Below are 23,808 nucleotides of genomic sequence, written 5' to 3' on the forward strand. Positions count from 1 at the left end.
TCCCCGCGACCCGGCGGGCTCGTCGTGTCCCGGAGCCGGCGCGCGCGTCAGCCTGCCCTCCGGCGGTCCCGTCGACCATGATCGGCGGGACATCCGCACAGCAGGGGAGTGGTCATGACGGCAGGACCGAGTGGGCCCGAGCAGCCGGGGTGGCAGCCCGGGTCCGGTCAGCAGCCGCCGGCGTACGGGCAGCCCGGCTCCGGTCAGCAGCCGGGCCAGGGGCAGCAGCCCGGCTACGGCCAGCAGCCCGGCCCCGGTCAGCAGCCCGGGTACGGCCAGCAGCCGGGCTACGGGCAGCAGCCGGGCTACGGGCAGCAGCCCGGGTACGGCCAGCAGCCGCCCGGCTCCCCCTACGGCTACGCCCCGGCACCCGCGGCGCCCAGCGGGTTCGGGGCGCCGGCGCACATGGAGCGGCCGGCGGCGGTGCGGATCGGCATCGGCGCGTGGCTGGCCACGACGATCCTCAGCCTGGTCGCCGGCGTGGTCACGTTCCTCAACTTCGACGAGATCGTCGACCAGGCGCTGATCGACGCCGGCTACGACCCCGCGCTGTACGGGGACGCCGAGGAGGTCATCAGCACCACCGCGATCACCGTCGGCGCGGTCTTCGCGCTGCTCTTCACGGCGCTGTACTTCCTGTTCATCTGGTTCGCCTGGAACGGGCGCAACTGGGCACGGATCGTGCTCTGGGTCCTCGGCGGGCTGGGCGTCGTCAGCGGCCTGGCCGGCCTGGCCGCGCCCACGCTGGGCTTCCTCAGCGTGCTGAACGTCTTCCAGCTGCTGCTCACGATCGCGGGCATCGTCTTCCTGGCCCTCAAGCCGGCCTCGGAGTGGTACCGCTACATGGGCTGGCGCCGGGCGACCGGCCAGCGGTGACGCCGGGTCCGGGGCGCCGTCCAGGGGCCCCGGACCCGCCGTGATCCAACTGTTATGAACCGATCGGCACCCTCGGGGCGAAGACCAGACGTGACCACCACCGAGCAGGCCCCGGCTCCCGCCGCCGGCCCCGGCGCCCCCACCCCGGCGCCCGGCCGGCGGGGGCGCCGCGCGCTCGGTGCCCTCGCCGGGCTGATCGCCGCGGCGGTCGCGCTCGGCGTCGGCGAGCTGGTCGCCGCGCTGACCGGCCGGTCCTCCTCGCCGGTCGTGGCCGTCGGCGACGCCGTCATCACGATGGTCCCGGAGCCGGTCAAGGAGTTCGCGATCCGGACCTTCGGCGAGAACGACAAGATCGCGCTCGTCGTCGGCGTCCTGGCCGTCGTCGCCCTCTACGCCGCCCTGCTCGGGGCGGTCGCGCTGCGCCGGCGCTGGATCGGCGTGGCCGGGGTCGCCCTGTTCGGCGTCCTCGGCGCCTGGGCCGCGGCCACCCGCCCGGCGGCCGGGCAGCTGGCCTTCCTGCCGTCCGTGGTGGGCGCGGTCGCGGGCGTCGTCGCCCTGCGGGCGCTGCTGCGCCCGCTCACTCTCCCGGCCGACGGCCGCGACGTCGTGCCCGAGCGGCCGCCGGCGGACGCCACCGGTGCGATCGCCCGGCACGCCGACGAGCGCCTGGTGGACCGCGTCCGGACGGCGCTGGGCTCCGGCGACCGCACCGCCATGGACCGCCGCCGGTTCTTTCTGACCAGCGGCGTCGCCGTCGGCGCCGCGGCGCTCACCGGCGGGGGCGGGCTGCTCCTCCAGCGGCGCTTCGACGTCAGCGGCGCCCGTGAGGACCTCATGATCCCGGCGCCGGCCTCGCCCGCCCCGGCGCTGCCCGCCGGCGCCGACCTCGCCGAGACCGTCGACGGCGTCACGCCGCTGATCACCCCGGCCCGCGACTTCTACCGGGTCGACACCGCGATCTCCGTGCCGCAGATCCGGCCCGACGGCTACCGGCTCGAGCTGACCGGCATGTTCGACTCGCCACGCACCTACTCGCTGGCCGACCTGTTCGGCCGCGACGACCTCATCGAGCGCGACATCACCCTGACCTGCGTCTCCAACGAGGTCGGTGGCGGCCTCGCGGGGACGGCGCGGTGGATCGGCGTCCCGCTCGGTGCCTTCCTGCGCGAGAACGGCGTCTCGCCGGACTCCGACCAGCTGGTCTGCCGGTCCAGCGACGGCATGACCATCGGCGCGCCCACCCGCTCGGCCCTGCAGGTCGAGGACGCGATGCTCGCCTTCGCGATGAACGGCGAGCCGCTGCCGATCGAGCACGGCTTCCCGGTCCGCATGATCATCCCGGGCCTCTACGGCTACGTCTCGGCCTGCAAGTGGCTCACCGGCATCGAGGCGACCACCTTCGACGCCTACGACGCCTACTGGGTGGAGCGCGGATGGGCGGCGCAGGGCCCGATCAAGGTGGCCTCGCGCATCGACACCCCGGCGCCGCTGCGCTCCTTCCGGCCCGGGCGGCGGGCGATCGCCGGCGTCGCCTGGGCGCAGACCCGCGGCATCTCGGCGGTGGAGGTCCGCGTGGACGACGGCGAGTGGATGCCCGCCCAGCTCGCCCCGGAGGTCGACGCCGACGTCTGGCGGCAGTGGATGCTGCCCTACGACTTCGAGGCCGGCTCCTACCAGCTCACCGTCCGGGCCACCGCGGCCGACGGCGAGGTCCAGACCGACGAGCGGGCCGCCCCGTTCCCGTCCGGTGCCACCGGGTGGCACTCGATCCGGGTGATAGCGGGCTGACCTGCGCCCCGTCCCCGGGGCACCCCGCACATCCCCCACAGTCCCGTCTCGGCCCTCGGCCGCAGGCGTACTCCCCATGCCCGGGAACGGGCCGGGGAGACCAGCACCAGCCCCGCGGCGCCCGTGACCCCGGCGCCGTCCGGACCGACAGAGGGAGAACCACCGTGAAGAACACCCTGACCCGCGGCGTCCTGCTGGCCGCCGCCTCCACCCTCGCGATCTCGCTGAGCGCCTGCGGCTCCGACGACTCCTCCGCCGACACCGGCGCGAGCGACAGCGGCTCCTCGAGCAGCTCGTCGTCGGACGAGGGCATGGAGAGCAGCAGCCCGAGCACCGAGATGGCCTCGGACGAGCCGTTCGGCGAGGGCTGCTCCGCGGTCCCGGCCGACGGCGAGGGCAGCTTCACCGGCATGAGCGACGACCCGGTCGCCACCGCCGCCAGCAACAACCCGGCCCTGTCGATGCTCGTGGGCGCGGTCGGTGCCGCCAACCTCGGCGACACGCTGAACAACGCCCAGGACATCACCGTCCTCGCCCCGGCCGACCCGGCCTTCCAGGCGGTGCCGGCCGACGCGCTGAACGCGCTGGTCGCCGACACCGCGCAGCTGACCGCGGTGCTCACCCACCACGTCATCGACGGCCGCCTGGCGCCCGACGAGCTGGCGGGCACGCACGACACGCTGCTCGGCGACCAGGTGACCATCGAGGGCTCGGGTGAGGACTTCACCCTCTCGGCCGATCAGACCGTCCTCGGCACCACCGAGGCCTCGGTCATCTGCGGCAACGTGCAGACGGCCAACGCGACGGTCTACATCATCGACCAGGTCCTGGCGCCGGCCCAGGGCTGAGCGCAGGGTCTCGGCCCGGCTCCCCTCGGGAGCCGGGCCGGTCCGCTGCGTAGGGTCGCCCCGTGACGTCGCCCGCTGCCATCCCCGACCGTGACCGGCTGCTCGAGCTCATCGTCGAGCTCGCCGTGGTGCACGGGAAGGTGACGCTCTCCTCCGGCCGCGAGGCCGACTGGTACATCGACATGCGCCGCCTGACGCTGCACCACGAGGGCGCACCGCTGGTCGGCCGGGTCATGCGCCAGCTGACCGGCGACCTGCGCTACGACGTCGTCGGCGGGCTGACGCTCGGCGCCGACCCCGTGGCGACGGCGATGCTGCACGCCGCCGCGGCCGGCGAGGGCTTCCTCGACGCCTGCGTGGTGCGCAAGGCCGGCAAGGCGCACGGGCTCCAGCGGCGGATCGAGGGCCCCGACGTCGCCGGCCGGACGGTGCTGGTCGTCGAGGACGTGTCCACCACCGGCGGCAGCCCGCTCACCGCGGTCGAGGCGCTGCAGGAAGCCGGGGCCGAGGTGATCGCCGTCGCCGTCATCGTCGACCGGGGCGGCCGCGCCGCGGTCGAGGCCGCGGGGCTGGAGTACCGCGCCGCGTACACGCTGGCCGACCTCGGCCTGGAGTGAGCGGCCTGCCCAGATGATCAGGGTCCCTGGTCATCTGGGGTCCTCCCCGACGGTGCACGCCCGGGGAGGACGCTGCACGATCAGGGACCCTGATCATGTGCGCGCGGGCACTACCGTGTGAGCGTGACCACACTGACCACCGCCTGGCTCGACGACCTCACCGCCGCGCTGGGCAGTGACAGCGTCCTCACCGATCCCGACGTCACCGCCTCCTACGCCCGCGACCAGGCGATGCTGGCCGAGGCCGGCACGCCCGCGGCCGTCGTGCTGCCGCGCACCACCGCCGACGTCGTCGCGGTGATGCAGGTGGCCTCCCGGCACGGCGTCCCCGTGGTGCCGCGTGGCGCGGGTTCCGGCCTGGCCGGGGCGAGCAACGCCGTCGACGGCGCGATCACGCTGGTCATGACCCGCATGGACGCCGTCCTCGAGGTGTCCCCGGCCGACCGGCTGGCCGTCGTGCAGCCCGGCGTGGTCAACAAGCAGCTGCGCGACGCCGTGGCCGGTGCGGGGCTGTTCTACCCACCGGACCCCTCCAGCTACGACTGGTGCACGATCGGCGGCAACCTCTCCACGAACTCCGGCGGCCTGTGCTGCGTCAAGTACGGCGTCACCACCGACTACGTGCTCGGCCTGGAGGTCGTCCTCGCCGACGGGCGGGTGCTGCGCACCGGCCGGCGCACCGTCAAGGGCGTCGCGGGCTACGACCTGGCCCGGCTGTTCGTCGGCTCGGAGGGCACGCTCGGCGTCATCACCGAGGCCACGCTGGCGCTGCGGCCCGCGCCGCAGCGGCCGGTCACGCTGGCCGCCACCTTCGCCACCACCGCGCAGACCGGACAGGTGGTCGAGCGGGTGGTCACCACCGGGCTGGTGCCCAGCCTGCTGGAGGTCATGGACAACACCTGCATCCGCGCCGTCGACGACCTGCTGCGCGCCGACCTGGACCGCACCGCGCACGCCCTGCTGGTGGCCCAGTCCGACACCGGCGGGGAGGCCGCGGTGCGCGAGATTGAGGCGCTGGCCCAGCTGTGCCGGGAGGCCGGCGCGCAGCTGGTGCACACCACCGACGACCCGGCCGAGGGCGACCTGCTGCTCGCCGCCCGCCGGATGGCGCTGCCGGCGCTGGAGCAGCTGGGCACCACCCTCATCGACGACGTCGGGGTGCCGCGCTCCTCGATCGCCGCGTTCCTCGACGGGTGCGACGCGATCGCCGCGCAGCGGGCGCTGACCATCGGCGTCGTCGGGCACGCCGGCGACGGCAACATGCACCCCACGATCTGCTTCGACCCCGCGGACGGCGACCAGCGCGACCGGGCGTTCGCCGCGTTCGACGACATCCTGGAACTGGGCCTGTCCCTCGGCGGCACGATCACCGGCGAGCACGGCGTCGGGGCGCTCAAGGTGGAGTGGCTGGAACGGGAGATCGGACCGGTCTCGCTGGACGTGCACCGCCGGATCAAGGACGCGCTGGATCCGCAGGGCCTGCTCAACCCGGGCAAGGTGCTGCGCCGCCTGACACGCTGAACCCATGAGCCGAGACCGGTTGCTCGTCATCGGCGGGGACGCCGCCGGCATGTCCGCCGCCGCCCAGGCCCGCCGGCTGCGACCGGCCGACGACCTGGAGATCACCGTCCTGGAGCAGGGGCCCGACGTCTCCTACTCCGCCTGCGGCATCCCCTACTGGGTCGGTGACGTCGTCCCCGACCGCGACCGGCTGATCGCCCGCACCCCGCCCGAGTTCGCCGCCCAGCAGATCGACGTGCGCACCGGCACCCGCGCCGAGGAGATCGACCTCGACGCCGGCACCGTGCGCACCTCCGACGGCGGCTCGCTGGGCTACGACCGGCTGGTGGTCGCCACCGGCGGCCGGCCGCTGCGCCCGCCGGTGCCGGGGCTGGACGCCCAGGGCGTGCACGGCGTCCACCGGCTCGCCGACGGCGCCGACATCCGCGCCGAGGTGGCGGCCGGCGCCCGCCGCGCGGTGGTGCTCGGCGGCGGCTACATCGGCCTGGAGATGGCCGAGGTGCTGCACGCCCGCGGGCTTTCGGTGACCGTCGTCCTCGCCGATCCGGTGGTCATGAGCCAGCTCGACGCCGACATGGGCGAGCGGGTCTGCAAGGCGATGGGCGACATGGGCATCGAGGTGCAGACCGGCCAGTTCGTGCGCGAGGTGGAGACCGACGCGGACGGCGTCGCGCGCGCCGTCCGCACCGACGCCGGGAGCTACGAGTGCGATCTGGTCGTGCTCGGGCTCGGCATGGGGCCGGAGGTCGCGCTGGCCCGGGCGGCCGGGCTGCGGCTGGGCGAGACCGGCGCCATCGAGGTGGACCGCACCCAGCGCAGCCGGTCGCACCCGGAGGTCTACGCCGCCGGCGACTGCTCGCAGACCTTCTCCCGCATCACCGGCGAGCCGATGCACGTCGCCCTCGGCACGCACGCCAACAAGCAGGGCCGGGTCGCCGGGTCGGTCATCGGCGGGCGCCCGGCCCGGTTCGCCGGCGTCCTCGGGACGGCGCTGACCAAGGTGGGCGACACCGAGGTCGCCCGCACCGGGCTGTGCACCACCCAGGCCGAGCGGGCCGGCTACGACTACCGCAGCGAGACGATCGAGGGCACCACGCGGGCCGGCTACTACCCGGGGGCGGAGCAGATGACGGTCAAGCTGCTCAGCGAGCGCGGCTCGGGGCTGCTGCTGGGCGCGCAGATCGTCGGCGGGCCGGGCAGCGGCAAGCGGATCGACGTCCTGGCCACCGCGATCTGGGCCGGGATGACCGCCGAGGAGCTGGCCGGTTCCGACCTCTCCTACGCACCGCCGTTCTCGCCCACCTACGACCCGGTGCTCGTCGCCGCGCGGGTGGTCAGCCGGGTCGAGCAGGGCTGAGCGGTCCCGGAGGGGGGAACGGGCTGCAGCCGCACCGGGGCCAGGCGCGATACTGACCCGGAGCTTGCGCACAAGTCGCCGACGACAGGAGTGCCCCGTGCCCATCGCGACCCCCGAGGTCTACGCCGACATGATCAGCCGGGCGAAGGAGGGCGGCTTCGCCTACCCGGCGATCAACTGCACGTCGTCCGAGACGATCAACGCGGCCCTGCGCGGCTTCGCCGACGCCGGCAGCGACGGGATCATCCAGTTCTCCACCGGTGGCGCGGAGTTCGGCTCGGGCACGCGGGTGAAGGACATGGTCACCGGCGCGGTCGCGCTGGCCGAGTTCGCGCACGTCGTGGCCGAGAAGTACCCGGTCAACGTCGCGCTGCACACCGACCACTGCCCCAAGGACAAGCTGGACGCCTACGTGCGCCCGCTGATCGCCCTGTCGAAGGACCGCGTCGACGCCGGCCAGGAGCCGCTGTTCCAGTCGCACATGTGGGACGGCTCGGCCATCGACCTCGACGAGAACCTGCAGATCGCCGAGGAGCTCATCGAGAAGTGCGCCGCGGCCAAGATCGTGCTGGAGCTGGAGATCGGCGTCGTCGGCGGCGAGGAGGACGGCGTCAGCCACGACATCAACGACAAGCTCTACACCGCCCCCGGTGACTTCATCGCCACCGCCAAGGCGCTCGGCCTGGGGGAGAAGGGCATCTACCTGCTCGCCGCCACCTTCGGCAACGTGCACGGCGTCTACAAGCCGGGCAACGTGAAGCTGCGGCCGGAGATCCTCAAGGAGGGCCAGGAGGTCGTGGCCCGCGAGCTCGGCCTCGGCGAGGGCGCCAAGCCGTTCAACTTCGTCTTCCACGGCGGCTCGGGCTCGGCGCAGGAGGAGATCCGCGAGGCGCTGTCCTACGGCGTCGTGAAGATGAACGTCGACACCGACACCCAGTACGCCTTCACCCGGCCGATCGCCGGGCACATGTTCACCAACTACGACGGCGTCCTGAAGGTCGACGGCGAGGTGGGCAACAAGAAGGCCTACGACCCGCGGCCGTACATGAAGCTCGCGGAGACCAACATGGCCGCCCGCGTGGTCACCGCGTGCGAGGACCTGCTGTCCGCCGGCCAGTCCCAGGCCGCGTGATGACGCACTCGCACAACCTGCTGGGGGAGCCGCCGGCCACGCTGCTGCCGGCGGCCCCCGAGGCCGACGCGGCGCTGGCCGCCGGCACCGACCCGGTGCAGGTGGCCGCCGACCACCCGACGGTCAGCGCCGCCTGGGCCGCGCTGGCCGAGCGGGCGCTGGAGGGGGCCGAGGGCGACCTCGCCGCGACCGTGGCCGGCTACGCCTACGCCCGCGTGGGCTACCACCGCGGGCTGGACGCGCTGCGCCGCAACGGCTGGAAGGGCTACGGCCCGGTGCCGTGGTCGCACGAGCCCAACCGCGGTTTCCTGCGCTGCCTGACCCTCCTGGCCCGCGCCGCGGAGACGATCGGCGAGACCGGGGAGCACGAGCGGTGCACCCAGCTGCTGCGGGACTGCGACCCCAGCCTGGCTGCCTGATCGGTCGGCCCACCGGCCGGCACCGGTCCACCGACACCGTGGCCGACTGGTCACCGGCGGCCGACGGTGCCCCCACCGTCGGTCACTGCCTGTGACGTCGACGTGCGGACTCCCTGGTCCGCGCTCACACTCCGTATACCAGCGCCCGGAACGGGCGCCCAGATCGGAGGTGGGTCATGGCAACACTGCTCTGGATCCTCGCCGTCGTCCTCGTGATCGCCGGGATCGTCGCGATCGTCCGCCGCCAGCTCCTGTGGGGCATCGTGCTGATCGTCGTCGGCCTGCTCGTCGGCCCCGGCGGGGTGAGCGTCTTCACCTGACCGGGCCCGGGGCTCAGCGGTCCTCGAGCTCCGGGTGCAGTTGACGCAGGGTCTCGGTGAGGGCGGTCAGCTCCTCGCCGCCGGCCATCAGGCGCGTGAGGACGTCGGCGTCGACGTCCTCACGCGTCAGGTCCCCGGCCACCTGGCCGTGGGCCAGCAGCAGGAACCGGTCGCCGATGAGGTGGGCGTACCGCGGGTTGTTGGTCACCGCGAGCACGGCCAGTCCCCGGGCGCGGGCGGCGAGCATGGCCTGGCCGGCCAGCGTGTGCTGCGCCATCGACATCGGCGCCGTGGGCTCGTCGATGACCAGCGCGCGGGCACCGAAGTGCAGGGCCCGGGCGATCGCCAGGCTCTGCCGCTCGCCGGCGCGCAGCGTGCTCGCCGGCTGGTCGGGGTCCACCCCGGTCACCCCGACGCGGGACAGCGCCCGGGCGCTCTCCCGCCGGGCGCGCTCGACGTCCAGCCGGCGCAGCGGCCAGACGCCCACCGTGGGTTCGGCCCCGAGGAAGAAGTTCCGCCACACCGACTGCAGGGGGGCGACGGCGAGGTCCTGCCAGACGGTCGCGATGCCGGCCGTGCGGGCCGCGCGGGGCGAGCGGAAGCGCATCGGGCGGCCGTCGACGAGCAGCTCGCCCTCGCCGGGCCGGGTCAGCCCCGACAGCACCGCGACCAGCGTGGACTTCCCCGCGCCGTTCTCGCCCAGCACGCAGGTGATCTGCCCGGGCTGCAGTGCCACGCTGACCCGCGACAGCGCCGGCACGCTGCCGTGGTGCACCCCGACCCCGCGCAGCTCGAGCACCGGTGGCCGCGCCGCCGGGACGTCGTCCGGTCCGGCCTCGGGGGTCCAGGCGGTGCTCACGACCGGGGCACCGCCCGCAGCCGGGTGCGGACGACGCCGTTGGCCAGCAGCGCGATGAGCAGCAGCAGCCCGAGGAAGGCCTGGAACCAGCGCGGGTCCCAGCCGGCCAGGCCCACGCCCTCCCGGGCCACGCCGTAGACCAGCGCGCCCACCGCCGCGCCGATGGCCGAGCCGTAGCCGCCGGTCAGCAGGCAGCCGCCGATCACCGCGGCGACGATGTACTCGACCGAGGTCATGAGGGGCGCGCTGCCCTGCACGCCGTCGACGCGGACCAGCCCGAGCGTGCCGACCAGCCAGCCGGCCGCGGCGGTGCAGCAGAACAGCACGATCGTCGTCCGCCGCACCGGGACGCCGAGCTCGCGCGCCGCCCGCCGGGCGCCGCCGACGGCGAAGACGGCGTTGCCGAAGCGGGTCCGCCACAGCACCCAGGTGGCCCACGCGGTGAGCCCCAGCCACCACAGCAGCGAGACGCGGAAGGAGGCGCCGCCGACGGTCAGCGTCGAGCCGAACACGTCCTCCGCCGTCGCCCACCCCTCGGCGCCCGAGACCCCGTGGACGGCGGTGTTGCCCGTCAGCGCGCGGCTGCCGGCCAGCGCCCCGCCCTGCAGCACCAGGAACGTGGCCAGCGTGACGAGGAAGCTGGGCAGCCCGGTGGTCACCACCAGCCAGCCGTTGAAGACGCCGACCAGCAGCGCGCCGCCCAGCGAGACCAGCAGCGCCGGCCACAGCCCCCATCCGGCCTCGGCGACCAGCAGGCCGGTCGCCAGGGCGCTGGCGATGCCCACCATGCCGATGGAGAGGTCGAAGTGGCCGGCGACCAGCAGCAGCGCCACCGCCAGCGCACCGATCCCGAGCAGCGCCGCGCTCTCCAGCACGCTGGCCAGCCCGCCGGCCCGCAGCAGGTCCGGTGCCTGCAGGCCGAAGAACGCGACGACCACGGCCAGGGCGATCCACGCCGCCGTGCTCGGCCGGGTGAGGGCCTGGGCGAGCAGCCGCCGGGGCCGCGCGGCGCGCGCCGGGGCACCGAAGGCGGGCAGACGGTCGGTGGTCATCGGCACGGGCGAGGGGACGACGGCAGGAGGGCCTCCTCGGGGGGATGTGTCCCCAGTGTCCACGACAGCCCGGCGCCCGGCCTCCTGCAGGGTCCCGCCGCGAGCCGGCGAGCGGTGGGGGGCAGGAGGTCCTCCTGCTAGGGGGTGAGCCGCCACCGCACGCGGTCGTCGGCGTACCAGGTCCAGCGGCTGACCGGCCGCGGGTAGGGGACGCCGTCCCGGGTGACCTGCGCGGGGTCGCAGGCGATCTGCAGCGCCCGCCCCGAGGTGCGCCGCGGCCGGCGCATCACCTGCTCCGACACCGTCACCGTCAGCCGGTCGACGGCCGTCCAGTCGGGCCGGACGTCGATCAGCGCGATGAACCCGTCGGCGACCCGGGCGTCGTCGTGGTGCGCCTGGGCGCCGAGCCGCCGGGGCAGCAGCCGCCGCCGGGGCGCGTCGCCGGAGGTGGCCGGGGCGAGCCGGCCGTGGTGCAGCAGGACCCCGCCGTGGTCGTCACGTACCAGCGACAGCTCCCGCTCGCTGCCGGAGCCCAGCCCGAGCGAGTGCGCCAGGCCGCGCGAGGACGGGTCGTCGGCCGGCTCCCAGGCGACCGGCACCTCGGCGGTGCGGCCGGCCGCGTGCAGGGCCGCCAGGGCGCCGGCGAGGGCGGGCACCGGTCCGCGGACCAGCAGGGACGACGCGCCGGCCACCTCGGCGAGGTCGGCCCGGGCGGGGGCGGAGCCGGCCGCCAGGGCGCGCAGGTCCAACTCGACGCGGGACATGCGGATACCCTGCCACCTGGCCAAGCCGGTTCCGCCGGTGCTGCTGTCGAGGGGATCTGAACGAGCGATGCCGGCTGTCGTGCTGATCGGCGCCCAGTGGGGCGACGAGGGCAAGGGGAAGGCCACCGACCTGCTCGGTGGCCGGGTGCCCTACGTGGTGCGCTACCAGGGCGGGAACAACGCCGGGCACACCGTCATCACCCCGGACGGGGAGCGCTACGCGCTGCACCTGATCCCGTCGGGCATCCTCACCCCCGGCTGCACCCCGGTGATCGGCAACGGCGTGGTCATCGACCCGCAGGTGCTCATCGGCGAGCTCGCCGGGCTAGAGGAGCGCGGCGTCGACACCTCGAAGCTGGTCATCTCCGCCGACGCGCACCTGATCATGCCGCACCACCGCGCCCTGGACCGGGTCACCGAGCGCTTCCTGGGCAAGCGGAAGATCGGCACCACCGGCCGCGGCATCGGCCCCGCCTACGGCGACAAGGTCGCCCGCACCGGCATCCGGGTGGCCGACCTGCTCGACCTGTCGATCCTCCGGCAGAAGCTCGAGGGCACGCTCCAGGAGAAGAACCAGGTCCTGGTCAAGGTCTACAACCGCAAGGCCATCGACGTCGACGAGGTCGTCGAGGAGTACGCGGGCTACGCCGAGGCGCTCAAGCACCGCATCGCCGACACCCGCCTGCTCCTGGGCCGGGCGCTCGACGCCGGCGAGTGGGTGCTGCTGGAGGGCTCGCAGGGCACGCTGCTCGACGTCGACCACGGCACGTATCCGTTCGTGACGTCGTCCAACCCGACCGCCGGGGGCGCGGCCGTCGGCGCCGGCGTCGGCCCGACGCGCATCGAGCGCGTCGTCGGCATCCTCAAGGCCTACACGACCCGCGTCGGCTCGGGGCCGTTCCCGACCGAGCTGTTCGACGCCAACGGGGAGTACCTGCGCAAGCAGGGCGGCGAGGTCGGCGTGACCACCGGCCGCGACCGCCGCTGCGGCTGGTTCGACGCCGTCGTCGCCCGGTACGCCAGCCGGGTCAACGGCATCACCGACTACTTCCTCACCAAGCTCGACGTCCTCTCCGGGCTGGAGACGGTGCCGATCTGCGTGGCCTACGACGTCGACGGCGTCCGGCACGACGAGATGCCGATGACGCAGACCGACTTCCACCACGCGAAGCCGGTCTACGAGGAGATGCCGGGCTGGTTCGAGGACATCCGGCACTGCCGGACCTTCGAGGAGCTGCCGGCCAACGCCCAGGCCTACGTGCGCCGGCTCGAGGAGCTCTCGGGCGCGCGGATCAGCGTGATCGGCGTGGGGCCGGGCCGCGACGAGAACGTGGTCATCCGCGACCTGATCGGGTGACGGGACCTCCCGGGCCGACCGCCCCGCCCGACGGCTCCGGGGGAGCCGCCGGACGGGGCCGGACGAGCGAGTCCTGCCTCAGACCAGCGTGGGCAGGTGGGTCAGCTCGGCGCGGGCCCGGACGGCGATGTCGGGGTGGTCGGTGATCAGCCCGTCCACGCCGAGGCCCAGCAGCATGCGCGCCTCGCCCGCGCCGTCCCCGAGCTGGGTCGGGTCCTCGCCGACGCGCAGGTGGCGGGGGAGGAAGGCGTTCTCCGCGCGCAGCGTCCAGGGCACCACCGACAGCTGGGCGCGGTGCGCCCGGGCGACCAGGTCCGACACGGCGACCAGCGCGCCGTCGGCGTCGCGCTGGAGGATCCGGTGCCGGCTGGGCGCGATGCCCTGCGCGTAGGTGGAGACCTCACGCAGCCCGGAATTGCTCACGAGCACGTCGTCCTCGGCCCCGTCATCGACCAGCTGCAGCATCGTCGGGCCGTCCGGGCCCAGCTCGGCCCGCAGCGCCCGCAGCCCGGCGGCGTCGAAGGACTGCACCACGACCGGCCCGTCAGGGGACACCGCGTCCAGCCGACGCAGCTCTGCCGCGACCAGCTCGGTCATCGGCCGGCCCTGCGCCGCCGACCAGCTCGGCTTCTTCAGCTCGGCGAGGACGCGGATCCGCCGCCCGGCGGTCGAGCGCCGGCGAGCGATCTCCACGACCTCCTCGAGCGTGAGGACGCCGAGCTGGCCGTCGTAGGCGGTGTTCAACGGGCGCATCTCCGGCATCCGCTCCACCGCCCGCAGGGTGCGGATCTCGGCGAGGGTGAGGTCCTCGGCGAACCAGCCGGTGCGCTCCTTGCCGCCGACCATGCGCGTGGTGCGGCGGTGCGCGAATTCCGGCCGCTGCGCGATGTCGGTCGTGCGGGAGAGCTCGTTCTCGTGGCGGACGACGAGCGCGCCGTCCTTGCTCACCACGATGTCGGGCTCGATCAGGTCGGCACCGAGGTCGATCGCGAGCTCGAAGCTGGCGGTCGTGTGCTCGGGCCGGTAGGCCGGGGCACCGCGGTGCCCCACGATGACGGGACGGGGAAGGCGGGTCGCAGGTCCAGTTGCCTGCGACACGGTCGCGTGCATGGCTACCACAACACCCGAGCGGGGTGGCCGACGGGCAAACGCCACGCGGCTGCTTGCTCACAAATGAGAGGACACCCTGCTGACCTGCGGCGAATGATGCAGGTGTGATGGAACTCGCGCTTCTCGGCTGGATGCGGTCGCGGGCCGGGCAACTGCCGGAGGGCTGCGTGCCCGGCCGGGTCGCCCGCGTCGACCGCGGCCGGCTGACCGTCCTCACCGCCGACGGCGAGCGGCGGGTGCACCCCGCGGCCGCCGTGCACGAGGGCACCGGCCCGGCCGTGGGCGACTGGGTGGCGCTGCGCGGAGAGCTCGCGGTTGCCGTCCTGCCGCGCAGCAGCGCGTTCACCCGCACCGCGGCCGGGCGCACCTCGGCCGCGCAGGTGGTCGCCGCCAACCTCGACACCGTCCTCGTCGTCGACGCGCTCGCCGGGCCGGCCCGCAGCCGGCGGCTGGAGCGCTACCTGGCGGTGGCGTGGAGCAGCGGAGCCCAGCCGGTGGTGGTGCTCACCAAGGCCGATCTCTGCGACGACGTGCCGGGCGCCGTGGCGGAGGTGGCCGGGGCCGCACCGGGCGTGGAGGTGCTCGCGGTCAGCGTGGTGACCGGGGAGGGGCTGTCCGCGCTGCGCGCGGTGCTGGGCCCGGGCCGGACGGCGGCGATGGTCGGCCCGTCCGGCGTGGGCAAGTCCAGCCTGGTGAACGCGCTGACCGGCGCACCCGTCGTCGCCACCGCCGCGGTGCGGGCGGCCGACGGCCGCGGCCGGCACACCACCACCGCCCGCGAGCTGCACCTGCTGCCCGGCGGCGGCCTGCTCGTCGACACCCCCGGCATGCGCGAGCTGGCGCTGACCGACGACGAGAGCGGCGTCGACACCGCCTACGCCGACGTCACCGAACTCGCGCAGCGGTGCCGCTTCCGCGACTGCGAGCACCGCACGGAGCCCGGTTGCGCGGTCGCCGCGGCCGTCGCGGCCGGGGAACTCGACCCGGCCCGCGTTCCCGCCTGGCGCAAGCTGCAGGCCGAGGTGCACCGGCAGGCGCTGCGCACCGACGCCCGGGCGCGGGCCGCCGAGCACGCCCGCGTCCGGGCCCTCCACCGGGCCTACCGGTCCCAGCCGAACCGGGTGCGCTGAGTAGGGTCGCCGTCCGTGCGCGTGCTCGTGATCGGCTCCGGTGCCCGGGAGCACGCCCTGTGCGTGGCTCTGACGTCCGACCCCGCGGTGACCGCCCTGGCCTGCGCCCCGGGCAACGCCGGCACGCGGTCGGTGGCCGAGGCCGCCCCGGTCGACGTCGCCGACCCGGTCGCGGTCGCCGCGCTGGCCACCTCGTGGGGCGCCGACCTCGTCGTCGTGGGCCCGGAGGTGCCGCTGGTCGCCGGCGCCGCGGACGCCGTCCGCGAGGCCGGGATCGCCTGCTTCGGCCCCTCGGCCCAGGCGGCGCAGATCGAGGGCAGCAAGTCCTTCGCCAAGCACGTCATGGCCGCCGCCGGCGTGCCCACCGCCCGCTCGTGGCCGGTCGGCGGCCCGGCGGAGCTGGAGACCGCGCTCGACGAGGTGGGCGGGGGGCCGTACGTGGTGAAGGACGACGGCCTGGCCGCCGGCAAGGGCGTCGTCGTCACCTCCGACCGCGAGGCCGCGGTCGCGCACGGCCGCCAGGTGCTCGAGGCCGGCGGGGCGGTGCTGGTCGAGGAGTACCTCGACGGCCCGGAGGTCTCGCTGTTCGCCGTCACCGACGGGACGACGGTGCTGCCGCTGGTGCCCGCGCAGGACCACAAGCGCCGGGACGACGGCGACGCCGGCCCCAACACCGGCGGCATGGGCGCGTACGCGCCGCTGCCGTGGGCGCCGCCCGGCCTGGTCGACGAGGTGCTGGCCACGGTGCTGCAGCCGACGGTCGACGAGATGGCCCGCCGCAGGGAGCCGTTCTCCGGCCTGCTCTACGCCGGGCTGGCGCTCACCTCGCGCGGCGTCCGGGTGGTGGAGTTCAACGCCCGCTTCGGCGACCCCGAGACGCAGGTGGTGCTGCCGTTGCTGGAGACCCCGCTGGCCGGGCTGCTGCACGCCGCGGCCACCGGCACGCTGGCCGACCACCCGCCGCTGCGCTGGCGGGACGGCGCCGCGGTCACCGTCGTCGTCGCGGCACCGGGGTACCCGGAGTCGCCGCGCACCGGCGACGAGGTGACCGGCGCCGACGGGGAGGGCGTGCTGCACGCGGGCACCGCGCTGGCGGCGGACGGAACGGTCCGCTCCGCCGGCGGGCGGGTGCTCGCGGTGACCGCCGTCGGCGCGGACCTGGCCGCGGCCCGGCAGACCGCCTACGAGCGGGTCGCCGGGGTGCGGCTGGCCGGGGCGCACTGGCGCACCGACATCGCCCTGGCCGCGGTCGAGGGCCGCATCGTCCTCGGGGGCTGAGGCGCCTCAGCCCTTGACGCCCACCGCCGGCCTCGCCCGCTCGGGGCGCGGCTCGGGCGGGCGCGGCCCGTCGTGCCGCCGGGCGAGGTAGGTGCCGGCCACGTTGGCGCAGGCCACCACCGGCACCGCGATCAGCGCGCCGAAGATGCCGGCGATCAGCAGCCCGGCGGCGATCGCCAGCACGACGGCCAGCGGGTGCACGTGCACGGCGCGGCCGAGCAGCAGCGGCTGGAGCACGTGCCCCTCCAGCTGCATGACCAGGACGACGACGGCCAGCGCGATCAGCGCCTTGATCGGGCCGACCGACACCAGCGCCACCAGCACCGCGACCGAGCCGGCGAGGAACGAGCCGATGATCGGGATGAACGCGCCGAGGAAGACCAGCGCGGCCAGCGGGATGACCAGCGGCACCTGCAGGATCGCCAGCCCGATGCCGATGCCGACCGCGTCGACCAGGGCGACCGCGACCGTGGCGCGGACGTAGGAGATCAGCGTCCGCCAGGCGCGCCGGGCGGCCTCGTCCATGTACGCGCGGGCGTCGGAGGGGAACAGCCCGACCAGCCACAGCCAGATGGACCGGCCGTCCTTGAGGAAGAAGAACAGCGTGAACAGCGCGAGGACGATGCCGGTGAACACCTCGCCGACCGTCGCGGCGGTGGTGATCGCGCCGGTGGCGATCGTGTCCTGGTTGCTGACCAGGAGGTCCTGCAGCTGGCCGACGGCGTCCTCGAGCTGGCCCCGGGTGATCGGGAACGTGCGGACGACGAACGACTCGATCTGGTCCAGGCCCTCGCTGACCTGCGCGGCGAGGTCGGTGAACCCGTCGATGAACCGCTCGACGACCAGCGTGATGATCCCGGCGACGACGCCGAGGCCCACCAGCAGCATCGCGAAGGCGGCCAGCGAGCGCGGCCAGCCGTGCCGCACCAGCGCGGCGGCGCCCGGCTGCAGCAGCGCGGCCAGCAGCACGGCGACGATGACCGGCACGATCACCACCGCCACGTAGGCGGCGGCGTAGAGCAGGACGTAGGCGCCGACGAGGACGACGATCAGCCGCCACGACCAGGAGGCGGCGGTGCGCAGGCCGCTGGGCACGCTGGCGTCGCCGGACGGCTTGGGCTCGGTGCGGCGGCGGCGCGGCGTGGCGTTGGCCGGGGGCCCGCTGACCCCGCCGGGGCCGATGCCGTCGAGGTCGGGGGCGCCGGGCTCGGGACTGCCCAGCGGCGGCCGCGCGGGGCCGTCCTCCCCGGTGTCGTCGTCGAAGGCGGCGTCCTCGGCGTCGCGCACCAGGATGGCGCGGTCGTCGTCGCGCTCCGGCCACGCGTGCGGGTCGTTCTCGCTCGCGGCGCGGATGCGCTCCCGCGCCCGCTCGACCAGGTGGCTGGCCCGTCGCAGCATGCGGTACCTCCGGCGGGCGGTAGGGGGGCGTGGGTGATCACCGTAGCCCTGCGGGAGGATGACCCCGTGGTGCGACGAGCTGACCGGAAGCGGGCGATACCCGCATGATCGACCGCTACACGCTGCCGGAGATGGGGCGGGTCTGGAGCGACGAGCACAAGTACGAGCTCTGGTGCCGCGTGGAGACCCTCGTGCTCGAGGCGCACGCCGCGGCCGGGCGGGTGCCCGCCGACGTCGTCGAGCCGGTGCGCAACGCGCCGCCGCCCACGGCGGCGCGGGTCGCCGAGATCGAGGAGACGACGCAGCACGACGTCATCGCCTTCCTCAGCGCCTGGGCCGACAACACCGAGCCCCGCTCGGCAGCGGCCTACGTGCACCACGGCATGACCTCCTCGGACCTGCTGGACACCGCGCTGGCCGTCCAGCTCACCGAGGCCACCGACCTGCTGCTGGCCCGGCTGGACCGCGCGGTCGCTGTCCTGCGCGACCACGGGCTGGCCCACCGGCACACGCTCAAGGTCGGCCGCACGCACGGCGTGCACGCCGAGCCCGACGTCTGGGGCCACCGGGTCGCCGACCTCGCCTTCGCCATGGCCCGCTCGCGGGACCGGCTGCGCGCCGCGCGCGACCGCGTCGGCGTCGTCGCCATCTCCGGGGCGGTCGGCACGTACTCGCTGATCGACCCCTCGGTCGAGGTGGCCGTCGCCGAGGCGCTGGGGCTGCGGCCGGCCGACGCCTCCACCCAGGTCGTGCTGCGCGACTCGATCAGCGAGTGGGTCTCGGCGCTGGCGATCATCGCCACGGTCTGCGAGACGATCGCCCTCGAGGTGCGGCACGGGCAGCGCACCGAGGTGCGGGAGCTGTCGGAGGCGTTCGGGTCGGGCCAGAAGGGCTCGAGCGCGATGCCGCACAAGAAGAACCCCATCCGCTCGGAGCGGATCGCGGGGCTGGCGCGGGTCGTGCGCGCCGCCGTCGTCCCGGTGATGGAGGGCATCCCGCTCTGGCACGAGCGCGACATCTCGCACTCCTCGACCGAGCGGGTGTGCCTGCCCGACGCGGCGATCACCACCGACTACCTGCTGCACCTGACCACCGGGCTGGTCGAGAACCTCGTCGTCGACGTCGACCGCATGCGGGCCAACCTCGACCTCACCGGCGGCCTGATCTACACCTCCTCGGTGCTGCTCGAGGTCGTCGAGGGCGGGCTGTCGCGGGAGGACGCCTACGCGCTGGTGCAGTCGGCGGCCATGGAGACCTGGAACGCCGGCACGCCGTTCCGCGAGACGCTGCGCGCCCGGGCGGCCGCCCAGGGCGTGACGCTGGACGAGGCACGGCTGGACGAGATCTGCCGGCCCGAGCGCTACGTGACCTCGCTGGACCCGCTGTTCGAGCGGCTGGCGGCGCTGTCGTGAGCGTGGACCTCCCGCTGGTCGCCCGCGGCAAGGTCCGGGAGGTCTACGACGCCGGTGACGGTCGGCTGCTGCTGGTCGCCTCCGACCGCATCTCGGCCTACGACCACGTGCTGCCCACGCCCATCCCCGACAAGGGGCGGGTGCTGACCCAGCTGTCGGTGTGGTGGTTCGAGCAGCTCACCCCGGTGCTGGAGTCGTTCGGCGCCACCCACCACCTGCTGTCGGCCGACGACGTGCCCGACGCGGTGGCCGGCCGCGCGATGCTGGTCCGGCGGCTGGACATGCTGCCGGTCGAGTGCGTCGCCCGTGGCTACCTGTCGGGCTCCGGGACGGTGGAGTACCAGCGCAGCGGCGCGATCCGCGACGTGCCGCTGCCCGCCGGGCTGGTCGAGGGCTCGCGGCTGCCGGAGCCGGTGTTCACGCCGTCCACCAAGGCGGAGGTCGGCGAGCACGACGAGGCGATCGACTTCGCCACCGTCGTCTCCCTGGTCGGCGCCCCGCGCGCCGAGGAGCTCCGGGCGCTGACGCTGGCGCTGTACTCCCGCGGCGCGGAGATCGCACTCGAGGCCGGCATCGTGCTGGCCGACACCAAGTTCGAGTTCGGGCTCTCGCCCGAGGGGCAGCTGGTGCTCGGCGACGAGGTGCTCACCCCCGACTCCTCGCGGTTCTGGCCGGCGATCACCTGGTCGCCGGGCGCGGCGCAGCCGTCGTTCGACAAGCAGTACGTGCGCGACTGGCTCACCCACGAGTCCGGCTGGGACCGCGTCTCCCCGCCCCCGGAGCTCCCGGACGACGTCGTCGCCGCGACCCGCGAGCGGTACGTCACCGCCTACGAGCAGCTGACCGGCCGCCGGTTCGGCTGAGCCGGCGGCCGGTCCGCTCAGCGGTAGACCACCTGGGGGAAGCCGAGGCGCGACGTGATGGTGCCGCCCTGGAATGGCTGCGAACAGTCGCCGCGCGCATCGCAGACCCTGGGGCCGGTGGGGTAGCCCAGGCGGCCGTTCTCCCAGCCGGTGCGGCCCCAGGCGTCGCGGATCCACCCCGTGGTGATCTGGGCGCCGGTGGCGGGGGACGAGTGGATGGTGCCGCCCTGGAAGCCCTGCCAGCAGCCGCCGCCGCGCAGCCCGCAGACGGGGTCGGTGGTGGGGTAGCCGAGTGAGCCGTTCTCCCAGCCGGTGCGGGCCCAGGCGTCGCGGATCCACCCGTAGCTGACGTGCGCGCCGGTGGCGGACGACGAGTGGATGGTGCCGCCCTGGAAGCCCTGCCAGCAGCCGCCGAGGGCCAGCCCGCAGATCGGGTCGGTCGTCGGGTAGCCGAGGGGACCGTTCTCCCAGCCGGTGCGGGCCCAGGCGTCGCGGATCCAGCCGTAGCTGACGTGCGCGCCGGAGGCGGCGGAGGAGTGGATGGTGCCGCCCTGGAAGCCCTGCCAGCAGCCGCCGCCGCGCAGCCCGCAGACGGGGTCGGTGGTGAGGTAGCCGAGGAAGCCGTTCTCCCAGCCGGTGCGGGCCCAGGCGTCGCGGATCCACCCGTAGGAGAGGCGGGCGCCGGTGGCGGACGACGAGTGGACGGTCGCGCCCTGGAAGCCCTGCCAGCAGCCGCCGTCGCGCAGCCCGCAGACGGGGTCGGTCGTCGGGTAGCCGAGGAAGCCGTTCTCCCAGCCGGTGCGGGCCCAGGCGTCGCGGATCCAGCCGTAGCTGACGTGGGCCCCCGAAGCGGGCGACCAGTGGACGGTCGCGCCCCGGAAGCCCTGCCAGCAGCCATCGCCGCGGAGGCCGCAGACAAGGTCCGTGGTGGGGAAGCCGAGCACGCTCGACCGGCTGGAGTACACGTCGTGGACGGCGCCGGTGACCGCGTGCGACCCGGTCGCGGCGCTCCAGTACACGCCGCCGTCCTCGAACAACTGCCCGCCACCACCTGGCGACGTGAACTGGCCGGCAACCGGATAGCCCAGTGGGCCCTCCTCCCATCCGGTGGCCGCCCAGGTGTCCCGGATCAGCCCGCTGGTGGCGTGGGCGCCGGTGGTGGGGGACCAGTGGATGGTGCCGCCCTGGAAGCCCTGCCAGCAGCCGCCGCCGCGCAGCCCGCAGAACGTGTCGGTGGTGGGCAGGCCCAGCACGCCGTACGCGCCGTACGCGACGGCATACGCGCCGTAGATGGCGCCGCTCACGATGCGGGCGCCCGTCGCGGCGCTCCAGTAGACCGTGCCGTCCTCGAACTGCTGCCCGACGCCAGCGGGCACCGTGAACTGGTCGGCGACCGGATAGCCCAGTGGGCCCTCCTCCCCTCCGGTGGCCGCCCAGCCGTCCTCGATGGCCGGCCGGACGGCGAAGGCCCGGGTCGTCGCGGAGCGCCAGATGCTGCCGTGCTCGAACGACTGGACGCAGCCCCCCTGGACCAGCCCGCACTCCTGGTCCGACAGCGGGAAGCCGAGAAAGGTCGGGCCGCCTGCCACGTCGAGGGCCCGCGCGAAGTCGTTGCCGACGGAGTACGGATCGTCGCCGTCCCGCTGGAGGATTCGCCCGTTCTCGTGGTCCTGCTGGCGGCCGCCGGGGACGGCGCGCTCGGCCACGGTGACCGCTCCGAGGACGCCGCTGCGGCCACCGAGGTCGCGGAAGAGCCGGCCGATCGGGGTGACCACGCCCGGGGCACCCGTGACCGGAGTCGTCAGGGTGCTGGGCAGGAAGAGCACGATGGCCGACGACGCAGCGGTGCGCCGGACCTGGTAGCTGTACTCCCGGCCGGTGGTGAGTCCGGTGTCGGTGTACTCGCTGGCCGAGGTGCTCGCCACCAGCGCCCCGTCGCGGTACACGTCATAGGTCCCTGAGGTCGACTCGGCCCAGTCCAGGACCAGGGACGTCGGGTCGTCCGTGGGGTCGACGGTGAGCGCCCAGGGCGTCGTCTGCCGGTTCTGGCGGACCACGGTGTCGGACCAGGCGCTCTCGGCGCCGCCGCTGTTCACCGCGGTGACGCTGAACCAGTAGATCTGGCTGTCGTCGAGCCCCGTGGCGGTCCAGCTGACGTCCGTCGTGGTGCCGACGACGACACCACCGCTGTGGATGCGGTACTGCACGGCGTCCGTCACCGTGCGCCACGTGAGCGTCACGGCTCCCTCGCCGGCACTGCTGACGGTCACGCCCTGCGGCACGGTCGGGTCGTTCCACAACGTGACCGTCACGGTGGCCGTGGCGGTGTTCCCGTTGCCGTCGGACACCGTGTAGGTGAAGGAGTCCGTGCCGGGCAGGGCCCCGATGAGCGGCTGGTACCGCAGCTGGCCGCTCTCGAGGTAGGCCCGGCCGTGGGTGGCCGGGGACACCGCGGTGTAGGTCAGGCGGTCGCCGTCCGGGTCGCTGTCGTTGCCCAGGGCCCACACCGTGTGGGACTGCGGGGTGGTCGTGATGCTCACCGCGTCGTCCACGGCGACCGGCGCCTGGTTCACCGGCTCCGCCGAGGCCGGCGCAGGCAGGAGGAGCACCAGGGCGGCGGCCGCGGTCGCCGCGGACAGGAAACGCACGCACCCCTCATCGGCAGTCCGGCCAGGCCTTTCGACCCGGATCGGGCACGGTGCGTCCGCCTTGTAGCCTGGATGCCGTGCCGCGGGTGGTCGTCGACGTCGTTCTCAAGCCGGAGATCTCCGACCCCCAGGGGCAGGCGGTGCTCGGTGCACTCGGCCGACTGGGTCACGGCGGGGTGACCAGCGTCCGGCAGGGCAAGCACTTCGTCCTCGAGGTCGAGGGCACGCCCGACGAGGCGGAGCTGCGCGAGATCGCCGAGAACCTGCTGGCCAACCCCGTCATCGAGGACGTCGAGCTGCACCTCCCCACCGACTGAGAGAACTCCCTGTGCGTATCGGTGTCATCACCTTCCCGGGCTCCCTGGACGACGTCGACGCCGCGCGCGCGGTCCGGCTCGCCGGCGGCGAGCCGGTCGCCCTCTGGCACGGCGACCACGACCTGAAGGACGTCGACGCGGTCGTCCTCCCCGGTGGCTTCTCCTACGGCGACTACCTGCGCGCCGGTGCCATCGCCGCCCGCGCGCCCCTGATGCAGGACGTCGTCGAGCGCGCCCGCCAGGGCCTGCCGGTGCTCGGCATCTGCAACGGCTTCCAGGTGCTCTGCGAGGCCGGCCTGCTGCCGGGCGCGCTGCACCGCAACGCCCACCTGCACTTCCGCAACCGCGACCAGGCGCTGCGCGTCGAGCGGGCCGACACCGCGTGGACGTCGGACTACACCGGGGGCCAGCGCATCGTCGTCCCGGTGAAGAACGGCGAGGGCCGCTACGTCGCCGCCCCGGCCGAGCTGGACCGCCTGGAGGGCGAGGGGCGGGTCGCCGTCCGCTACGTCGAGGGCAACCCGAACGGCTCGATGCGCGACATCGCCGGCGTGACCAGCGAGAACGGCCGGGTCGTCGGGCTCATGCCGCACCCGGAGCACGCCGTCGAGGAGCTCACCGGCCCGTCGGTCGACGGGCTCGGGTTCTTCACGAGCGTCCTGAAGGCGGTCGTCGCAGCGTGACGACGGACGAGCGAGCATCGCAGGGAGCGCCGGCGACCGAGGAGCGGAACGAGTCCGGA

22 protein-coding genes are annotated in these 23,808 nt (G+C 74.7%); 16 read left to right on the plus strand and 6 right to left on the minus strand.

Features of this window, described 5'->3' with window-relative positions; translation table 11 throughout:
* The first annotated feature begins 114 nt into the window (after window positions 1–114).
* The 9 genes from ACI79R_RS02105 (at window position 115) to ACI79R_RS02145 (ending at window position 8,878) form a co-directional block, all read left to right on the plus strand.
* Window positions 115–876 carry a hypothetical protein gene (locus tag ACI79R_RS02105; protein ID WP_456571921.1) on the plus strand — a complete coding sequence of 254 codons (762 nt, stop codon included), beginning with the start codon at window positions 115–117 and terminating at the stop codon, window positions 874–876.
* A 90-nt stretch (window positions 877–966) separates the two neighbouring features.
* A complete protein-coding gene (locus ACI79R_RS02110; protein ID WP_456571922.1) occupies window positions 967–2,664 on the plus strand; it encodes a molybdopterin-dependent oxidoreductase in 1,698 nt (565 codons plus the stop codon).
* 164 nt (window positions 2,665–2,828) lie between these two features.
* Window positions 2,829–3,512: a fasciclin domain-containing protein gene (locus tag ACI79R_RS02115; RefSeq protein ID WP_456571923.1), complete on the plus strand. Its 684-nt coding sequence runs from the start codon at window positions 2,829–2,831 to the stop codon at window positions 3,510–3,512.
* 62 nt (window positions 3,513–3,574) lie between these two features.
* Window positions 3,575–4,129, plus strand: coding sequence for an orotate phosphoribosyltransferase (pyrE, locus tag ACI79R_RS02120; RefSeq protein ID WP_456571924.1), 555 nt, complete (start codon window positions 3,575–3,577; stop codon window positions 4,127–4,129).
* 123 nt (window positions 4,130–4,252) lie between these two features.
* On the plus strand, window positions 4,253–5,650 hold the full coding sequence (locus tag ACI79R_RS02125) for an FAD-binding oxidoreductase (RefSeq protein WP_456571925.1): 1,398 nt from the start codon (window positions 4,253–4,255) through the stop codon (window positions 5,648–5,650).
* A gap of 4 nt (window positions 5,651–5,654) precedes the next feature.
* Complete coding sequence (locus tag ACI79R_RS02130) at window positions 5,655–7,007, plus strand: FAD-dependent oxidoreductase (protein ID WP_456571926.1); 1,353 nt, start codon at window positions 5,655–5,657, stop codon at window positions 7,005–7,007.
* A gap of 97 nt (window positions 7,008–7,104) precedes the next feature.
* Window positions 7,105–8,139: a class II fructose-bisphosphate aldolase gene (gene fbaA, locus ACI79R_RS02135; RefSeq protein WP_456571927.1), complete on the plus strand. Its 1,035-nt coding sequence runs from the start codon at window positions 7,105–7,107 to the stop codon at window positions 8,137–8,139.
* Complete coding sequence (locus ACI79R_RS02140; RefSeq protein ID WP_456571928.1) at window positions 8,139–8,558, plus strand: DUF3151 domain-containing protein; 420 nt, start codon at window positions 8,139–8,141, stop codon at window positions 8,556–8,558. Before fbaA ends, ACI79R_RS02140 begins: the two co-directional genes overlap by 1 nt.
* A 176-nt stretch (window positions 8,559–8,734) precedes the next feature.
* On the plus strand, window positions 8,735–8,878 hold the full coding sequence (locus ACI79R_RS02145) for a GPGG-motif small membrane protein (protein ID WP_456571929.1): 144 nt from the start codon (window positions 8,735–8,737) through the stop codon (window positions 8,876–8,878).
* Between the two features lie 13 nt (window positions 8,879–8,891).
* On the opposite strand, the gene ACI79R_RS02150 is transcribed toward ACI79R_RS02145, so the two are convergent.
* From ACI79R_RS02150 to ACI79R_RS02160, 3 genes are all read right to left on the minus strand, one after another.
* Window positions 8,892–9,737 carry an ATP-binding cassette domain-containing protein gene (locus ACI79R_RS02150; protein ID WP_456571930.1) on the minus strand — a complete coding sequence of 282 codons (846 nt, stop codon included), beginning with the start codon at window positions 9,735–9,737 and terminating at the stop codon, window positions 8,892–8,894.
* On the minus strand, window positions 9,734–10,789 hold the full coding sequence (locus ACI79R_RS02155; protein ID WP_456571931.1) for an ABC transporter permease: 1,056 nt from the start codon (window positions 10,787–10,789) through the stop codon (window positions 9,734–9,736). Before ACI79R_RS02155 ends, ACI79R_RS02150 begins: the two co-directional genes overlap by 4 nt.
* Window positions 10,790–10,926: 137 nt before the next feature.
* Window positions 10,927–11,553 (minus strand): hypothetical protein, encoded by a 627-nt coding sequence (locus ACI79R_RS02160; RefSeq protein ID WP_456571932.1) that lies wholly within the window; start codon window positions 11,551–11,553, stop codon window positions 10,927–10,929.
* A gap of 67 nt (window positions 11,554–11,620) precedes the next feature.
* Here ACI79R_RS02160 and ACI79R_RS02165 point away from each other — a divergent pair, with 67 nt between their 5' ends.
* Window positions 11,621–12,910: an adenylosuccinate synthase gene (locus ACI79R_RS02165; protein WP_456571933.1), complete on the plus strand. Its 1,290-nt coding sequence runs from the start codon at window positions 11,621–11,623 to the stop codon at window positions 12,908–12,910.
* Window positions 12,911–12,988: 78 nt separating this feature from the next.
* Here ACI79R_RS02165 and ACI79R_RS02170 read toward each other — a convergent pair whose 3' ends face one another.
* Window positions 12,989–13,960 (minus strand): glycerophosphodiester phosphodiesterase family protein, encoded by a 972-nt coding sequence (locus ACI79R_RS02170; protein ID WP_456571934.1) that lies wholly within the window; start codon window positions 13,958–13,960, stop codon window positions 12,989–12,991.
* A gap of 167 nt (window positions 13,961–14,127) precedes the next feature.
* Here ACI79R_RS02170 and rsgA point away from each other — a divergent pair, with 167 nt between their 5' ends.
* Both rsgA and purD read left to right on the plus strand, forming a co-directional pair.
* Window positions 14,128–15,150 (plus strand): ribosome small subunit-dependent GTPase A, encoded by a 1,023-nt coding sequence (gene rsgA, locus ACI79R_RS02175; RefSeq protein WP_456571935.1) that lies wholly within the window; start codon window positions 14,128–14,130, stop codon window positions 15,148–15,150.
* Between the two features lie 15 nt (window positions 15,151–15,165).
* On the plus strand, window positions 15,166–16,428 hold the full coding sequence (purD, locus tag ACI79R_RS02180) for a phosphoribosylamine--glycine ligase (protein WP_456571936.1): 1,263 nt from the start codon (window positions 15,166–15,168) through the stop codon (window positions 16,426–16,428).
* A gap of 6 nt (window positions 16,429–16,434) precedes the next feature.
* On the opposite strand, the gene ACI79R_RS02185 is transcribed toward purD, so the two are convergent.
* Entirely contained in the window at window positions 16,435–17,826 is a 1,392-nt protein-coding gene (locus ACI79R_RS02185) for an AI-2E family transporter (protein ID WP_456571937.1), read from the minus strand.
* Window positions 17,827–17,930: 104 nt separating this feature from the next.
* On the opposite strand from ACI79R_RS02185, the gene purB reads away from it, so the two are divergent.
* Together purB and ACI79R_RS02195 are read left to right on the plus strand one after the other, a co-directional pair.
* A complete protein-coding gene (purB, locus tag ACI79R_RS02190; RefSeq protein WP_456571938.1) occupies window positions 17,931–19,238 on the plus strand; it encodes an adenylosuccinate lyase in 1,308 nt (435 codons plus the stop codon).
* Entirely contained in the window at window positions 19,235–20,101 is an 867-nt protein-coding gene (locus ACI79R_RS02195; RefSeq protein ID WP_456571939.1) for a phosphoribosylaminoimidazolesuccinocarboxamide synthase, read from the plus strand. The genes purB and ACI79R_RS02195 overlap by 4 nt, the downstream gene beginning before the upstream one ends.
* A gap of 17 nt (window positions 20,102–20,118) precedes the next feature.
* Here the strand turns inward: ACI79R_RS02195 and ACI79R_RS02200 are convergent, their stop codons facing one another.
* Complete coding sequence (locus ACI79R_RS02200; protein ID WP_456571940.1) at window positions 20,119–22,749, minus strand: Ig-like domain-containing protein; 2,631 nt, start codon at window positions 22,747–22,749, stop codon at window positions 20,119–20,121.
* 77 nt (window positions 22,750–22,826) lie between these two features.
* On the opposite strand from ACI79R_RS02200, the gene purS reads away from it, so the two are divergent.
* Entirely contained in the window at window positions 22,827–23,066 is a 240-nt protein-coding gene (gene purS / locus ACI79R_RS02205; protein WP_456571941.1) for a phosphoribosylformylglycinamidine synthase subunit PurS, read from the plus strand.
* Window positions 23,067–23,077: 11 nt separating this feature from the next.
* Window positions 23,078–23,749, plus strand: coding sequence for a phosphoribosylformylglycinamidine synthase subunit PurQ (gene purQ / locus ACI79R_RS02210; protein WP_456571942.1), 672 nt, complete (start codon window positions 23,078–23,080; stop codon window positions 23,747–23,749).
* The last annotated feature ends 59 nt before the right edge of the window (window positions 23,750–23,808 follow it).

It is taken from the genome of Blastococcus sp. SYSU D00820 (genome assembly GCF_054050695.1).

Bases quoted from the DNA above. Each gene is read 5' to 3' on its own strand.
- ACI79R_RS02105 (WP_456571921.1), top strand. From the start codon at position 115: ATGACGGCAGGACCGAGTGGGCCCGAGCAGCCGGGGTGGCAGCCCGGG.
- ACI79R_RS02130 (WP_456571926.1), top strand. From the start codon at position 5,655: ATGAGCCGAGACCGGTTGCTCGTCATCGGCGGGGACGCCGCCGGCATG.
- ACI79R_RS02140 (WP_456571928.1), top strand. From the start codon at position 8,139: ATGACGCACTCGCACAACCTGCTGGGGGAGCCGCCGGCCACGCTGCTG.
- ACI79R_RS02145 (WP_456571929.1), top strand. From the start codon at position 8,735: ATGGCAACACTGCTCTGGATCCTCGCCGTCGTCCTCGTGATCGCCGGG.
- ACI79R_RS02155 (WP_456571931.1), bottom strand. From the start codon at position 10,789: ATGACCACCGACCGTCTGCCCGCCTTCGGTGCCCCGGCGCGCGCCGCG.
- ACI79R_RS02160 (WP_456571932.1), bottom strand. From the start codon at position 11,553: ATGTCCCGCGTCGAGTTGGACCTGCGCGCCCTGGCGGCCGGCTCCGCC.
- ACI79R_RS02165 (WP_456571933.1), top strand. From the start codon at position 11,621: ATGCCGGCTGTCGTGCTGATCGGCGCCCAGTGGGGCGACGAGGGCAAG.
- rsgA (WP_456571935.1), top strand. From the start codon at position 14,128: ATGGAACTCGCGCTTCTCGGCTGGATGCGGTCGCGGGCCGGGCAACTG.
- ACI79R_RS02185 (WP_456571937.1), bottom strand. From the start codon at position 17,826: ATGCTGCGACGGGCCAGCCACCTGGTCGAGCGGGCGCGGGAGCGCATC.
- purB (WP_456571938.1), top strand. From the start codon at position 17,931: ATGATCGACCGCTACACGCTGCCGGAGATGGGGCGGGTCTGGAGCGAC.